The organism is Haloarcula sp. CBA1127 (genome assembly GCF_001485575.1).
Lineage (GTDB): Archaea > Halobacteriota > Halobacteria > Halobacteriales > Haloarculaceae > Haloarcula.
In genome coordinates, this window is the sequence record NZ_BCNB01000006.1 from 1,101,472 (window position 1) to 1,116,432 (window position 14,961).

The following is a 14,961-nucleotide window of genomic DNA, read 5'->3' on the forward strand; positions in this document are numbered from 1 at the left end:
GGTACACATGGATAACCCTTATCAGATACCGCGGGCTAACACGAACAGAGTACTATGACGGTTACACTGAAGGACTTCTACGCGGACTGGTGCGGCCCTTGCAAAACGCAGGACCCGATCCTCGAAGACCTCGAAGAGGAGTGGGCAGACGTTGAGTTCGAGAAGATCAACGTCGACGAGGAGCAGGACGTCGCCAACGAGTATCAGGTACGCTCCCTGCCGACGCTCATCATCGAGAACGACGACGGCATCGTTGAGCGCTTCGTCGGCGTCACGCAGGCAGACGACATCGACGACGCACTGCAGCAGGCCTCGGCGTAACGCGGTCACTTTTGCGGTTCGTCACACGGCCAGTAGCTGCCGCTGTATCACTCCTGTTCGGCCAGTCCCGAATCGTCGATTTCGTCGACGGCGATCAGCATCCGCCCACCGTCGAGCGCCGTCACCATCTTCGACTCGGTGAAGGTGGTCTCGTCGGCCCGCAGTCCTTTGCTCTGGCCGGTCCACTTCCCGCCGCTTCTGACGACAGGAATGACGTGTGTCCTGATGTGCTGGACCTCGTTGCTCGGGTGGAGTTCCGACCAGTGCTCGCCGACGAGTTCCTCCGACTCGTAGCCGTAGTACGAGGCGTAGGTTTCGTCGACTCGCTCGAAGCGCTCATCCGTGCCGATGACGCCGACGCCGCTGAGTTTGACTTCGCTGCCCGTCTCGAAGCTCCCGTCCGAGTCGACAGCGTGTTCGACCCGGCGGATGAGCGACGTGTACTGGTCCGTTCCGACTGATTTCTTCAGGTAGTCGGTGACGCCGGCCTGAATGATTTCGGCGGCGACATCGCCGGTTTCCTCCCCGGAGAACAGCAACACGGGTAACTCCTGATGTGTCTCCCGAACGGCTTCGAGGAAGTCGATACCGTTCATCTCCGGCATGTCGTAATCGCTGACGACACAGTCGAAGTCGGTCTCCGACGACCGAATCAGCGACAGCGCGGTTTCGGGATTCGTCTCCGTCGTGACGGTACAATCGAGGCCGCTTTCCTCCCGCTCGAGATACAGTTCCACGAGGTCTCCCAACGCCCCGTCGTCGTCAACATGGAGTATTGCGAGCGGCTCTTCGGTCTCCATCCTCTACTAACATGGCTGCAGCATGCAAGTATTTGCTGCTCGTCTGAATACATCTGATAACGATATGAAACCGCGACCCTCGCTTCGGGCCGCGCCAGCGTTTCATCGCTGGCGGCGGGGAAGGGCAGGCCTGCAGTAGAAGCGGGATGCGGAACGGCACTGCTGCTGGCGGCTGTGCGGTCGCGGCGGGCATACCGCTCGCCGATGGCGAGCGGTTTCCCTCCGAGCGCGCTCACAGAGCGCGACTCGGAGGTCGTTTTTAGCGTAGATTTTTGCGAACCCGCTCCCCGCAGCGCGCTCACAGAGCGTGCGAGGAGAGGGGGTGACGTAAAAAGGTACTATTGGAACTTCACACCGAGGTCATGCAGGCCGTCGTTGTGGCGGGCGACGTTGATGAGCAGCGGGGTCAGTCCCTCAATTTCGGCGGCGTTAGCGAGCGGGCCGCCGTCGAGGGCACGAAGCCCCTCGATGCCCTCGGCGAGTTCACAGACAGTGTCTTTGGCGTCAGTGTCGTCGCCGACGACGATGGTGTCCCAGTTGAGGTCGGCGTCGAGGTTAGCGAGGCGACCGGCCGCGAGGTTGTGGAAGGCACCCACGACGGGGGTGTCGTCGGGGGCGGCGTTGGCGGCCAGCTGCGTGACGCTGCCAGCACCGGGGCGGTTGTAGTGGAAGCCGTCCTCGTCACGTTGCATCCCGACAGCGGGGGAAACGAGCGTGGTGTCGTCGAGTTCGTCGGCAACGGCGTCGATTGTGTCCGTGAGGTGGTAGGCCGGGACGGCGGCGACAACCACGTCGGCGCGGGCGGCGGCGTCCTCGTTACCCAGACCGGCGATTGACACGTCGTCGTGGCCGCGGCTGGCCAGTTCTGTCTCGTACTCCTCGGCTTTGTTCGCCGCTTTCTGGGCTTTCCGGGAGCCGATGATGATCGTGTGGTTGGTGTCGTCAGCCCACCGGAGGGCAAGGCCTTGGCCGATGTCTCCAGTACCGCCAAGCAACGCGATGTCCATACTTACGGCGTAGGCCGACCACTGAATAAACGTTGTGTGACAGGTTCACTCAGGTGTACTTCTCCCAAGCCCGGTCGAACCCGCCGGCGAAGGCGACGTACAGCGCGATCCCGAGGCCCACCAGATAGCTGACCCACTGCGTCGCGACGCCAGCGACTGACGCGTCCCCGAGCACGAGGGCAAAGACAGTCGTGAGCGGGACCATCACGAAAAAGAGGACGATGATGAACATCCCGACGCGGCCCGGCCGGTGGACGGATTCGAGGATGTGACTGCGTTCACGCATCGTCCCGTAGGCCGCGACAAGACCAAGTAGCTGGCAGATAACGGCGTACAGCGGCACCAGGTCGACTGACGGCTCGCGGATGACCGCGCCACCGACGAGTCCGGCCCAGATGCTCACCAGCAGCGCCCAGCCGAACGTCGGTAGTCGTCGCATACCCGTGGTCTCTGTCCCGCCAGTGAAACCGTTGCCGTTTACCGCTGGTCGGTGATGCTGTCGCGGCTACTCCGCTCCTATCGTGTCGAGCAGTTCGGGCAGGTCGGTGACCGATTCGATGACGGCACTCGCGCCGTTGTTGGCGAACGTCTGGCGGCCGGCATCGCCGGTCAGCCCGCCAGTTAGGACGCCGATGCCGTAGTACACGCGGTCGTCGTCGGCTTCGTCGGCGTTGACTGCCGTCGCTACGTCGTCGAGGGTGTCCCCGGCAAAGGCGACTCGCTCGGCGTCGAAGCGCTCGGCGAGTGTCCGCAGGGCGGCGGGGTGGGGTTTGCCCTCCTCCCAGTCATCCATCGTGAAGCGGTGCTCCCCGGGCAGTTCGAGGCCGACGCGTTCCAGTGCGATGTCGGCTTCGGCGGCTGGTCGGCCGGTGACGACGCCGACGGCGAAACGGTCCTGCAGAGCCGATAGCGTCTCGTCGTCGACCAGCAACGGTTCGTCATGGATGTAGCCCGGCGCGGCAAACGGTGGCTCGCCGCCCTCGATATCCCGGTAGAGGTCGGTGCCGAGATACAGCGTCTGGAACACGTCCCGGAGCTGTTCGCGGTCCCAGGCGTCGAAGACTCGGTCTTCTGCTGGTTCGTCCAGCAGGTCACGAACCACTGCCTCGGCCGCCGCAAGCCCGCCGCCGCGTTCGGCGATGGCGTCGGTAAAGGCCGCCAGGTCGGAGACGGCCGACTCGCGGCCCGCAAGAACGAACAGCGCGGCTGCATAGGTCAGTTCCCAGTCGTTGTTGAACCCGCCGGCGTCCTTGAACTGCTGGACCGCCGCCTTCTCGATCGTGTCGCCGTACACCCGGTCGATAGATTCGATGATCGCTCGGCGATAGGAGTCGGCCACGTCCACCAGCACGCCGTCGATGTCGAGGACGACCGCGTCGACTTGCATGGGCGAGCGAAGGCAGTCCTCACTCAAGCGCCTTGCTATCTTTCGCCCGGTACAGCGTCTCCCCGCCCGGGAGCTGTTCGCGGTCGACGGCAACCGTCGGCTGGTCGCCGCCCAGCGTCGTGAACCAGAACGCAGCATCGACGTCGTCGGCAACGGTCAGCGTGGGCCGGTGCAGTTCAGGCGGGAGGTTTCGAGCGAATACGATATCACATCCCGCATAGACGGACTGGTCGGGGTCGAGGATGTCATCCACGACGAACCGCACCCCGTCGGGGGCCTCCCGTTCGACAATGTCCGTTGCGGTCACATCCACGCCCCGCTCAGCCAGGGCCCCGGCTACGTCAGGGTGGTTTCCGATGCCGACCTCGACGACGGAATCGACGGACGCGAGTCGGTCGACGAGCGGGTCGGTGGTGTCGGTCACGTCGTACAATTTATGAGATGCGGGCGCATATGCGTTCCCATGCACGTCGACATCGTGCCGGTGGGCGAGGTCTCGGCCCAGGTCAAACGTGAGGCCTCGGACGGACTCCGCTCCGTCTACGACTGTGAGGTCTCGATGCACGAGCCACAGTCCATTCCCGCCGGCGCGTACGATGGGGACCGTGACCAGTACCGCGCAGAGGAGTTTATCGATCTCGCCCGCCGGGTCGGCTCCGGCGGCAAAAACATCGCTATCACGCCGAAAGACCTCTTCTACCGCCGTCGGAACTACGTTTTCGGGCTCGCGTATCTCGGTGGCTCCGGCAGCGTCATCTCCACGTATCGGCTCCAGACCTCTTCCGACGGCGGCTTCTCGAACCGCTCGGCCGGCGAGATCTTCTCACAGCGGGTCCGCAAGGAGGTCGTCCACGAGGTCGGCCACACGCTCGGGCTGGAGCACTGTGACAACAAGCGCTGCGTGATGAATTTCTCCCCCACTGTCCGGCAAGTCGACGTGAAGGAAGTCTCGCTGTGTGGCTCTTGCCAGCGAAACGTGCTGTAGTTTGCGAACAGATACCAAATTGATTCGGTATAGCGCCTACAGTTCTGTGGTACTTGTACACATACGCGATGAGCAAGAGTCAGTCCCCCGAACGCGTTGCGGAACTGCGAGAGGTTTTCGTGACGGTCACCGGTGATGAAACGGTCACTGAGTCCCAGACAGACGAGCAGACGGACCGCGAACTTGACCCGGATGAAGAGTTCGATCCGGCAGAAGTCGCCGACGGCTTAGACGATGCGGTTGCGGGGTCCGAGACAGGCAGTGACAGTGATCCTGCGGCGTAACGCCGCGGACTATTCCTGCGTCTCCCGCTTCGAATAACGGTTGTACTATCATCTGAGACGTAGTCTCACCAGCTAACTCCCGAGGTGATATGTGGATCAACAGCCACGCCGAGCACGGTTCGGCAGGCGCGACCGTCGAGTAGCGACCTTCGTCGACGAAACCGGTTGAACAAACTGTTCTCGCAAAAACGGCTCCGGCTGAGGTCTCTTCTCCCGTGGATTTCCGATACCGAGACGGTCGCCATCTGGCTCTCGCCGACCTCGCTCCTCCTCTGAGCTTACGGTGCGTAGTAGTACTCGCCGGCGTTCTTCTGCTCGCGGTCCAGTTGCGAGTCGGGCTTGTTGATACGGGGGCGTGAGGTCCGCTCGTCGCGGCGGAACGTGATGTCGAGGTTCTGGAGGAACTCGTTCATGCCCTCGCGCATGCCCTGTGGCGGCGCAGCGTGGCCGTTCTTGGCCGGCTCGCCATCGAAGACGAGCAGGCGGTCGGCCAGCAGGTCGATCATGTAGATGTCGTGGTCGATGACCATCGCCGTCGCGTCGTGGTTCTCGGCGTAGCGCCGGATGGCCGAGGTCGCCATGACCCGCTGTTCCACGTCCAGATGGGCCGAGGGCTCGTCCAGCAGGTAGAGGTCGGCGTCGTTCGAGAGACAGGCCGCGATGGCGACCCGCTGGCGCTCCCCGCCCGAAAGGTCGGTGAGTTGCTGTTCCATCACCGATTCGAGTTGGAGGGGCTGTGCGATTTCGGTGTTCCAGTAGGAACTCCCGAAGTCGTCCGTAATCGACGCGAGGAACGCGTCGACCCGCATCGGCTGGTCGATCTCGATATACTGGGGCTTGTAGGCGATGTCGAGACTGGTGTCGATTTCGCCCGCACTCGGTTCCAACCGGCCGGCGAGCATCTTCGCAAACGTCGACTTCCCGATACCGTTCGGGCCGACGACGCCCAGCACCTCGCTCTCACGGATGGTCCCGGCATCGACGGACAGCGAGAACTCGCCATCGCCGTAGCTCTTCTGGAGTTCGGGGTACTCGATGACCACGTCGCCAGCGGATGCGGTCCGTGGCGCGTGCTCCTCGAACTCGATTTCGGTCTGACGGACGCGCATGTTCTCGTTTTCGAGGTAGCCCGAGAGGTACTCGTTGATGCCCTTCTTCGTCGACTTGGGCGGTGTGATGATACCGAACGCGCCGGGCGTCCCGTAGGCGACGTTGATGTTATCGGCGAGCAGATCCAGAATCGCGAGGTCGTGCTCGACGACAAGCATCGAACGGTCCTCGTCTTCGGCGAGTTCGCGGATGAGTCGCGCGGCGGTCATCCGCTGGCCGATGTCTAGATACGGCGTGATCTCGTCAAGGAAGTAGAAGTCCGCGTCACGAGCCAGCGTAGCAACAAGGGCGACCCGCTGGAGTTCCCCGCCCGAGAGGTCGTCGATGTGGTTGTCCACGACCGGCTCGATACCCGTCCGCTCGATGAGGTAATCGAGGTCCCCGCGTTCGTCGGTCTGGTTCAGCAGTTCGCTCGCCTTGCCGTCGAACTGGTCCGGAATCCGGTCGACGTACTGGGGCTTGCGGGCGACGCTCACGTCGCCATCGCGCATCTGCTCGAGGTATTCTTGCAGGGCGGTCCCGCGGTACTCGTCGAGAATTTCGTCCCAGTTCGGTTCCTCGCCGTAGCGGCCCAGATTGGGCTGCATCTCGTCGGCGAGGATGCGGACGGCCGTTGTCTTCCCGATGCCGTTCGGGCCGAGAATCCCGGTGACCTGTCCCTCAGAGGGGCTCGGGAGCCCGTACAGCGCGAAGGCGTTCTCCCCGTAGCGGTGGACCGGCTCGTCGGTCAGCTCCTGTGGGAGATTGATGATCTCAATCGCGTCGAACGGACACTTGTTCACGCAGATACCGCAGGACTCGCCCAGACAGATCTCCTCGGAGATGCGGACCTGGTCGGGCTGGCCCTCGAAGGGCTCGTCTTCCTCGTACTCGTCTTCCCGTTTGACGATGCATTCCTTCCCGCTGCGGTTGGGCGGGCAGTAGTTCATGCACTCGTAGTTACAGCGGTCGGGCTGACACCGCTCTAAGTCGACGACGGCGATACTATCGTCAGCCATCGTTATGCCCCCGTTGTGAGGAGAATGCCCCACGAAACGAACCACAGCGAGAAGGTCATGAAGCCGATGTAGAGCACGTCCTTCGCCGAGAGGTCGTCCGTGTCAATGCCGATCACCCGCAGAATCGGGAACTGTGCTGCGATAGCGACCGCGAGGACGAGCACGCCTTGTGGGTCGTTTGGCGTGGCCGCTAGCGCGTTGGAACCAAACGCGGCGGCGATGCCAGCGACGGCTGTCAGCGTCGTGACAGAGAGCCCCCGCATATGGGAGCTCATTCCGTCCGCCGTTTCCGTAGCCATACCACACGTTCCACTACCCGCAACCAAAAGGTGCGCGGTTCAGGGCTGTGACGCGGCCGCGAATGCGTGCGCCGGCGAGACTGACTCCTCAATCTTTATGCGCCCGGCGCTTGTGATTACGGGTAATGACGGACTCTGATGGGGAAGCCATCGCAGACCTTCCGCCGAGCGCAAAGCTCGTGTACAAGGTTCTGGAGTACGACGGCCCGCTGACACAGAAAGGAATCGTCGAGGAGTCGATGCTTTCGGCACGGACTGTCCGCTACGCTCTGGAACGACTCGACGAAGTCGGTGTTATCGAAGAAGACGTGTACTTCGCCGACGCGCGACAGAACCTCTACGAGATTACCGAACAACCGGCAGAAGCAGACGCCGCGGTTTCGGATTAACTCGCTTTCTCGCTCGTTGCTTCCTAGCGCAGTCGGGAGCTTGCCGCTACAGCGACGCGACCACGTCGTCCGTCGTCGCAATCGTCGCGAACTCACCGCGCAGTTGCGCTAGCGCCGTTCGGTGAACGAGGTCCGGGTCGAAGTGTTCGCCGTCGAGTGTCCGGTCGAACGTCGCGGTCGCGTCGCCCGGAACGACAACGTCGAACCCCCGGTTCTCGGCCATCCGTGTCGTCGTCGAGACGCAGTGGTCGGTCGTCAGGCCACAGATGACGAGCGTCTCGAAGGCATTGTCGCGGAGCCAGTCCGCTAATCCGGTGTCGATGAACGCGCCGTTGACGCGCTTCTCGAACGTCGCTTCCCCCGATTCGGGCTCCAGCTCCGGTTTGAACGCAAAGCCCGGTTCGCCGCGCCGAAGCGGCGAGTCCGACTCCGCCGAGCTGTGGCGGACGTGGACAACCGGCAGACCGCGCTCTCGCCACGCCGTAAGCAAGCGCGCCGCGTTCGCCTCGGCGTCGGGGTTGTTCCGTGTTCCCCACCGCGACTCGTCGAACCCCTGTTGGAAGTCGACCAGCATGAGCACCGGCGTCTCGGGCAGTGCGACCATCTCAGTCGGCCGGCTCCGGTGCGGGCGTTTCGATGAGCCACCTCGATTTCGGATGCTCGCGCGTCACGGTCATCGGACACTCGTCCGGCGATGCGTCCTCGTCCGACGACAGCATATACTGGGGCCATTCCCGGTCGCCCTCGACGCCCCAGTCGCCTATGTCGGCGTGGGGACAGACGCCATCGTACTCCTCCAGTCGACCCTGAATGACATCGCGGGCATGCTGGCCGGCCTCGGTATCGGCTGTGACGTTCAGATCCTCGAACAGCGCCCGTGGCTGGAACGTGATTTCCAGTCCGACCGGACAGTAGCGGCTCTTTCGCGTGTCGTAGAACGGCGCGCGGCAGGTCGGAAACATCGGCTTGCCGCCGAAACAGAACTCCCAGTGCGGGTCGTCCGGGTCGGTCGGGATATCCTCGGGCCACGGTTCCGGGTCGTGGACGTGGAGGAACTGCAGGATATGCCAGAGGCGGCTGTGGTACTCAGACTCTGTCAGGGGCCGTTCGGGCGGCCGGAAGAAGGTTACCAGCGAGGCTCGCTCGCTGTGGTCCTGATAGGTGTCGAGGTACTTCAGTAGCGTCTGGCCGAGGTCGAACAGCGCGTCCGGGTCGCTCATCGACGGGACGGCCGTGTACAGCGGCTCGCCGTCTCGAACTGACTCCGCGCCGAAGAAACAGGGGAACGGGGAGCCGTTTCGCTCACCGGTCAACCCCTCGCGGAAGGTCCGCCAGTGGGCCCCGACCCACTCTGGCGCGTTGCCGCGCTCCACTCGGGCGGCCAGCGTCTCTTGGTCTTGTAACCTACCGACGACTGCATTGGTCATAGCTAGAACGTCGGGTTCCAGGGGAATTTAGCTGTCGTTTTCGTCGGCTCGGCGGGTGCTAACTGCCGACTGCCTGCTCGCCGAACCCTACGACGGCACGACGGTAATCGTGCTTCCGCGGTCGATAGCTCGCTCCAGTTCCTCGGCGATGCCTGACCCGCGCGAGACCTGAATCTCGCCGCCACGCGAGACCGTGGCGGTAAAGAGGTACTCGCCGTCGGCCTGCAGTTCGACCGTATCGCCGGCGTGACCGTCGAGCGGCACGATGACGTGTCGGGAGGTGACCTCCGGCTGGACGATTTCGCCCTCCTTGCCGCCGGAGTCGGTCTGGGGACCGCCAGACGGCCCGGTCGGTCGCTCCTCGAAGGTCCGCACGTCGATGTCGATACCGAGGCGGTTCTCCACGTCGGAGATGCGGCCGCCGCCCTTGCCGATGACCTGCGAGATGTCGTCGTCTTCGACCCAGACAACAGCGGTGTTCGGACCGCGGAGTTCGACCTCGACGTGACCCCGGGCGATAGAGCGGATCTCGCGTTCGACCTCCTGTTTGGCGAGGCGGTCGACGCCGGAGTCCGGCTGGTCCTCGTCGTCGTTCAGCGGGACGGTGACGACCTGACGGTTGAACGTGTAGATCTCGAACTCCGGCCGACCGGTCTCGAAGTCCTTGACCATGATGACCGGTCGCGCAAGGTCTTCCTCCATGAGGCCTTGCGGGACCTTGACCTCCGTCGACACGTCATAGACCGTGTCGACTTCTCCGGCTTCAATGTAGACGACGGTGTCGACGATCTGGGGGATGAGCCCGAGTTCCACGCGGCCGATGAGGCGCTGGAGCGCGTCGATGGCGCGGGTCGCGTGGACGACGCCGACCATGCCGACGCCGGCCAGTCGCATATCCGCGAACACCTCGAAGTCGTCGGTCTTGCGCACCTCATCGTAGATGGTGTAGTCAGGCCGGACCATCAACAGCGAGTCGGCGGTCTTCTCCATCGAGCCGCCGAGTTCGGTGTACTGCGTGATGTTCGGGCCGACCTGGAGGTCTCGCGGTTTCTCCATCGTCTTGACCGCGTAGTCGGCGTCGACGAGGAACTCCCCGACCGCCTGGGCGAAGGTGGACTTCCCGGCTCCGGGCGACCCAGAGATGAGGACGCCGCGCTGGTGTTCGGTGAAGCGGTCCCGCAGTTCGTCAGCGTACTCGTAGTCGTCCAGTTCGGTCTTGACGATAGGCCGAACGGCCGTGATTTCGAGTGCGTCCGAGAACGGCGGTCGCGCGATGGCGATTCGGTAGTCCCGGAACTGGGTGATTGTCATGCCGGGCTCGTCGAGTTCGAGGAAGCCGTCCGGCGATGCGCGTGCGCTTTCCTCGATGTCGGCGGCGTACTCCCGGAGTTCGCTCTCCGTCGCGGGACTGTCGCGGATCGGCGTGTACTGCATGTCGCCGATAGAGCCCTTTTTCGCGTAGGGCTCGACACCGACCTTGAGGTGGACGCTCATCGTCCCCTCGTCGAAGAAGTTCTCTATCTGCAGGCGGTCGACTGTTCGCTTCACTGGGTCGATGAACTCCACTGCGAGACCCTTCGCGCGGGCGACTTCCGCCTGGACGTCATCGCTGGTCACAAGCGTCGCGTCGCGGTCACCAGCGATATCCCGGATGAGCGCGTCGATCTGGCCTTCGCCGGCCTCGCGCTTTTCGATGGCGTCGGGCCGCCGGCCGACGTACTCTACGTCGATGGTGCCTTCCTCAGCCAGGTCGACAAGTGTCTGGAGCTCTTCGAGTCCCTCCCAGCCCGTCTCGCGGCCATCGTTCGCCTGTGCTTCGAGTTCGCCGACGACGGCTTCGGGAATGATGACCGTCGCGCCGGCAAAGCCCATGCCGTCGACATCCGTGTCGGGGTCGGCGTCGGCCTTCACTTGGTCGGACACGCGGCCGTCGATGACCACGCTCGTGTCCGGTACAATTTCCATACGCGAACGTTGGAGACTGCCGTTGATAAGGGTGTGGAGTCTCCCGCTCCGGATCGACGTTCGACACCGATAGCGTGCCTGCTCACTCCGGGCTTGGCGCACGGTCGGTGTCGGCCGCTCGCAGGCGAAACAACGACCGCTCCTTGCCGTGGGATTCAATCATCACGTCCGATTGTTCGGTGAGCCATGTCGGGACAGCAGCGACGTGGTCAGCGTGTGCCTGTGGGCTCGCATCGCTGTCTGGCCGGAGGCGCGCCGGCTCCGAGTAATGTGTGATTGGCCAGACGCCATCCCACGTTTCCCGTGCCAGGTTGAACCCCGCACGATAGGTGAGCCCGCGGTCAGTGAAGCTGTGATGGTGATAATCGAACGTCACGGGAATATCGACTTGACTGGCGACGTCCGTGACGAGTTCCTGGACGCTCCACAGCGACTCGGCGTCGTCGTTTTCGACAGTCAGCCGGTCGCGAGCCCGCGGCGCAAGGTCGCTGACGACATCGCAGAACCGGTTGGCTGTCGCCGCCTTGTCACCGTAATGAGCGCCGATATGGACGTTAATCGCGTACCGCGGCGACCGCGGGAGCCCCATCAGGTCTAGCCAGCGGCCGTGGTGTTCGACCGACTCGACGGAGCGAGCGACGGTGTCGTCGGACTCACTCGCCAGCTTGCACCAGTGGCTCGGGTGAAAGGTCAGGCGCATATCGTTGTCCTGTACGAGCGCGCCACACTCCGCTGCCAGTGACTGGACCCGCTCGTAGTTCGGCAGGGCAGTAATGTCGAACTGTGAGTTCCACGGGACGAGTTTGGAGCTACAGCGATAGAAGTTGATGCCGTGGTCGCGATTCCACAGCAGAATCTCGCGCAGGTCCTCGAAGTTCTGCGCAGCGAGCGTGGCCGCGTACTCGATACCCTCGGATTCCCAGGTCTTCTTCTGCATGTCGCGATTGCACCGGCGAGGCGGGTCACGCTCTCGGAGCGTCCGGTTCATCGCCGCGTAGCCCAGCATTACCGAGTATTGCCGCTCGGGACACACAGGTGTTCGGTTCGAAACGGACACCAGAAGTCTCAGCGAAAACTGCGCCCCTCCAACCCGTTTCAGGCCTGATACAGAGTTACCGGTGGACTGACGCCCATCTTTCGGACCGGGTCAGCGTGGGCCAGCCAACGCGAGCGTCGCCTGCCGCGGATTTTTGTTCCGCGGGCTCTCGACCCACGGATATGGACACGCTCACATCGCTGACTCACGACCTTGTTTCGATCTCCAGTCACGACGACGAAGCGGCTGCCGGGGAGTATATCTTGACGTGGCTCCGGGAGCACACCGATGCACGCGTCAGCCGTGACGACCACGGCAACGTCATCGCCCGCAAGGGACAAGGCGACGACTCGCTTGCCTTCGTCGGCCACCACGACGTCGTCCCGCCGGACGAGTCGCAGGTCGACGCCGACGGCAAGTACGTCATCGAGGAACGCAACGGCCGCCTCTACGGCCGCGGTGCGGCGGACATGAAAGGGTGTGTCGCTGCGGCGATGCTGGCCTTCCGAGACGCCGACCCCGCCGGCGAACTGGTCTTCGCTTCCTTCGTCGGCGAGGAACAGGGTGGCGTCGGCTGTCAGGCCGCTATCGAGGACGGTTTCGCGCCCGACTACGCCGTCGTCGGCGAGGGGTCGACCGGCTACTCTGCACCCGGAACGACGGACGTGGCCGTCGCGCATAAGGGCCGGCGGGGATCGACTCTCGTTGCCGACGGCGCGGCGGCCCATGCCAGCGAACCCGAGGCCGGCGCGAACGCCATCTACCGCGCGACCGACGCCGTCGACGTGGTTCGGGACCTCGACTTCCCGTCGACGACAGTGCTCGGCCACGAGATGAGCGGGAGCGTCGCCGCTACCGAGATTGACGGGGGTTCGGCCTGGAACGTCATCCCCGAGCGCTGTGCGGTCACCGTCGACGAGCGGACGGTCCCCGACGAGCGCGCACCGCTTGACAGGGTCGAAGCCATCGACGGCGTGTCCTGGCGCGTCGACCAGGACCTCCCGCCGATGGCCTGTGGCGACGCCGACTTTGCGGAGAGGGTGCTGGACGCCGCTACCGCCGCTCAGGACGCTACACCCGAACACGTCGTCAAACCGCACGCGACCGACGCCGGCTGGCTCGCCCAGGCCGGAACGGACTGCGTCGTTGTCGGCGCGGCCGAACCCGGCGAGGCACACACCGCCGACGAGAGCGTATCGCTGGCTGTCATCGAGCGGTGCCGGACTGTCTACGAGCGTGTCGCTGAGTCGTGGCCGTCCGAGTGATTGTCGACTGTTCCGTGTCGCCTTGATATGCCCTGTTAGCCAGTGCACCCCTTACCGGCGGCATCGGGTCTTTACCGTCGCCGGCCTAACCCCGCCGTATGGCAACAGCGAGCGAGGACAGCGAGTCCACGTATGAGCAGTTTCTGGATCACGTCCGCCGCCTCCATTACGTCGGGGACGCCGGCGGCGTCCTCAACTGGGACCAGCAGGTGATGATGCCCGACGCCGGCACGCCGGCCCGGGCGAAGCAGACCTCCGCCATCTCCACGCTCCATCACGAACTGCTGACTGACGACGACCTGGCCGACTGGCTGGACGAACTCGACGACGCCGACCTCGACCCCGAGCAGGCGGCTGTCGTCCGGGAGGTCCGGCGAGACCACGAGCGAGCCACCAAGGTTCCCGCCGATCTGGTCGAACGCATTTCCGAGGCGTCCTCGAACGCCCTGCCGGTCTGGAAGGAGGCCAAGGCCGAGGACGACTTCGACGCCTTCGCTGACACGCTCGAAGAACTGGTCGAACTCCGCCGGGAGTACGCCGCCGCCATCGACCCCGACCGCGACCCCTACGAGGTGCTGTTCGAGGAATACGAACCGTACCTCGGCATCGACACCGCCGAGGACGTGCTGACGGATCTTCGGGACGCACTCGTCCCGCTTATCGACGACATCGCCGACAGTGACGTGACGCTTGCGGACCCGTTCGAGGGAACCTACGACGACGACACCCAGCACGCTCTTGTCGAGACGGCGCTGGACACGCTAGGGTACGACTGGGACCGCGGCCGCCTCGACACCGCGCCCCACCCGTTCTCGATGGGGACGCAGTTCGACGCCCGCGTCACTACCCGCTTCACCCCCGAGGACCCGCTGGACGCGCTGGGCTCAACCATCCACGAGTTCGGCCACGCCACTTACACGCTCGGTCTGCCACAGGAGGACTATGGCACGCCGCTGGGCGACAACCGCGACCTCTCCGTTCACGAGTCACAGTCCCGCTTCTGGGAGAACCACGTCGGTCGCTCGCGTCCATTCTGGGATTTCTTCACCGAGACGGCCAACGACCATCTCGGGACCGACGCCACCGCCCAGCAGTTCTACGAAGCGTTCAACGAGGTGTACGACGACAATCTCATTCGGGTCGAAGCGGACGAACTGACCTACCATATGCACATCATCGTCCGCTTCGAAATCGAGCGCGACCTCATCCGCGGGGACCTCGACGTGGCGGACGTGCCGCAGGTCTGGAACGACAAGATGGAGGAGTATCTCGGCGTCCGTCCTGACACCGACGCTGAGGGCTGCCTGCAGGACATCCACTGGACCAACGGGTCCTTCGGCTACTTCCCGACCTACACGCTCGGGTCGGTGCTGGCCGCGCAACTGGACCACCACGCTCGACAGGACATCGACGGCTTCGACGACCACATCCGTGCCGGCGAGTTCGACCCGATCCACGACTGGCTCACCGAGAACGTCCACCAGCACGGCGCTCGCTACCGGACCGACGACCTCGTCGAAGAAGCGACTGGCGAATCCTTCACCGCTGAGCACTTCCTCGACTACGCCGAGGAGAAGTACCGCACGCTGTACGACTGCTGACACGACGGTCGACGAACGCCGTTCCAGATATCGACTCTGATACTATTGGGCAACTCGTTTTATATTCCCCGTCCATTGTGACGACTA

Annotated in this window: 17 protein-coding genes; 6 read left to right on the top strand and 11 right to left on the bottom strand. The window is 63.9% G+C overall.

Features of this window, described 5'->3' with window-relative positions; all coding sequences use genetic code 11:
* Positions 1-54 precede the first annotated feature (54 nt).
* Positions 55-321, top strand: coding sequence for a co-chaperone YbbN (locus AV059_RS10220; RefSeq protein ID WP_004591027.1), 267 nt, complete (start codon positions 55-57; stop codon positions 319-321).
* 47 nt (positions 322-368) lie between these two features.
* Here AV059_RS10220 and AV059_RS10225 read toward each other — a convergent pair whose 3' ends face one another.
* The 5 genes from AV059_RS10225 to AV059_RS10245 form a co-directional block, all read right to left on the bottom strand.
* Positions 369-1,121, bottom strand: a complete 753-nt coding sequence (locus AV059_RS10225) for a response regulator (RefSeq protein WP_058994312.1) — start codon at positions 1,119-1,121, stop codon at positions 369-371.
* A gap of 338 nt (positions 1,122-1,459) precedes the next feature.
* Entirely contained in the window at positions 1,460-2,128 is a 669-nt protein-coding gene (gene npdG / locus AV059_RS10230; protein ID WP_058994313.1) for an NADPH-dependent F420 reductase, read from the bottom strand.
* Between the two features lie 49 nt (positions 2,129-2,177).
* Positions 2,178-2,567: a hypothetical protein gene (locus AV059_RS10235; RefSeq protein ID WP_058994314.1), complete on the bottom strand. Its 390-nt coding sequence runs from the start codon at positions 2,565-2,567 to the stop codon at positions 2,178-2,180.
* Positions 2,568-2,633: 66 nt separating this feature from the next.
* Positions 2,634-3,515 carry a TIGR01548 family HAD-type hydrolase gene (locus AV059_RS10240; RefSeq protein ID WP_058994315.1) on the bottom strand — a complete coding sequence of 294 codons (882 nt, stop codon included), beginning with the start codon at positions 3,513-3,515 and terminating at the stop codon, positions 2,634-2,636.
* A gap of 19 nt (positions 3,516-3,534) precedes the next feature.
* The gene (locus AV059_RS10245) at positions 3,535-3,948 is read right to left on the bottom strand and encodes a UPF0146 family protein (RefSeq protein ID WP_058994316.1); all 414 of its coding nucleotides are present in this window, start codon (positions 3,946-3,948) and stop codon (positions 3,535-3,537) included.
* Between the two features lie 30 nt (positions 3,949-3,978).
* Here AV059_RS10245 and AV059_RS10250 point away from each other — a divergent pair, with 30 nt between their 5' ends.
* The gene (locus AV059_RS10250; RefSeq protein WP_004514915.1) at positions 3,979-4,500 is read left to right on the top strand and encodes an archaemetzincin family Zn-dependent metalloprotease; all 522 of its coding nucleotides are present in this window, start codon (positions 3,979-3,981) and stop codon (positions 4,498-4,500) included.
* 68 nt (positions 4,501-4,568) lie between these two features.
* Entirely contained in the window at positions 4,569-4,784 is a 216-nt protein-coding gene (locus AV059_RS10255; protein ID WP_058994317.1) for a hypothetical protein, read from the top strand.
* 278 nt (positions 4,785-5,062) lie between these two features.
* On the opposite strand, the gene AV059_RS10260 is transcribed toward AV059_RS10255, so the two are convergent.
* Together AV059_RS10260 and AV059_RS10265 are read right to left on the bottom strand one after the other, a co-directional pair.
* A complete protein-coding gene (locus AV059_RS10260) occupies positions 5,063-6,892 on the bottom strand; it encodes a ribosome biogenesis/translation initiation ATPase RLI (RefSeq protein ID WP_058994318.1) in 1,830 nt (609 codons plus the stop codon).
* Between the two features lie 2 nt (positions 6,893-6,894).
* The gene (locus tag AV059_RS10265; protein ID WP_058994319.1) at positions 6,895-7,191 is read right to left on the bottom strand and encodes a hypothetical protein; all 297 of its coding nucleotides are present in this window, start codon (positions 7,189-7,191) and stop codon (positions 6,895-6,897) included.
* Positions 7,192-7,316: 125 nt separating this feature from the next.
* On the opposite strand from AV059_RS10265, the gene AV059_RS10270 reads away from it, so the two are divergent.
* Positions 7,317-7,580 (top strand): winged helix-turn-helix domain-containing protein, encoded by a 264-nt coding sequence (locus tag AV059_RS10270; protein ID WP_005537476.1) that lies wholly within the window; start codon positions 7,317-7,319, stop codon positions 7,578-7,580.
* Between the two features lie 46 nt (positions 7,581-7,626).
* Here AV059_RS10270 and AV059_RS10275 read toward each other — a convergent pair whose 3' ends face one another.
* The 4 genes from AV059_RS10275 to uvsE all read right to left on the bottom strand — a co-directional run bounded on the left by AV059_RS10275 (position 7,627) and on the right by uvsE (position 11,978).
* Entirely contained in the window at positions 7,627-8,184 is a 558-nt protein-coding gene (locus AV059_RS10275; RefSeq protein WP_058994320.1) for a cysteine hydrolase family protein, read from the bottom strand.
* 1 nt (position 8,185) lies between these two features.
* Positions 8,186-9,007: a YqcI/YcgG family protein gene (locus AV059_RS10280; protein WP_058994321.1), complete on the bottom strand. Its 822-nt coding sequence runs from the start codon at positions 9,005-9,007 to the stop codon at positions 8,186-8,188.
* Between the two features lie 87 nt (positions 9,008-9,094).
* The gene (locus tag AV059_RS10285; protein ID WP_058994322.1) at positions 9,095-10,972 is read right to left on the bottom strand and encodes a PINc/VapC family ATPase; all 1,878 of its coding nucleotides are present in this window, start codon (positions 10,970-10,972) and stop codon (positions 9,095-9,097) included.
* Positions 10,973-11,054: 82 nt separating this feature from the next.
* Entirely contained in the window at positions 11,055-11,978 is a 924-nt protein-coding gene (uvsE, locus tag AV059_RS10290; RefSeq protein ID WP_058994323.1) for a UV DNA damage repair endonuclease UvsE, read from the bottom strand.
* 212 nt (positions 11,979-12,190) lie between these two features.
* On the opposite strand from uvsE, the gene AV059_RS10295 reads away from it, so the two are divergent.
* Both AV059_RS10295 and AV059_RS10300 read left to right on the top strand, forming a co-directional pair.
* A complete protein-coding gene (locus AV059_RS10295) occupies positions 12,191-13,273 on the top strand; it encodes a M20 family metallopeptidase (protein WP_058994324.1) in 1,083 nt (360 codons plus the stop codon).
* 98 nt (positions 13,274-13,371) lie between these two features.
* Positions 13,372-14,874, top strand: coding sequence for a carboxypeptidase M32 (locus AV059_RS10300; protein ID WP_058994325.1), 1,503 nt, complete (start codon positions 13,372-13,374; stop codon positions 14,872-14,874).
* Positions 14,875-14,961: the final 87 nt, after the last annotated feature.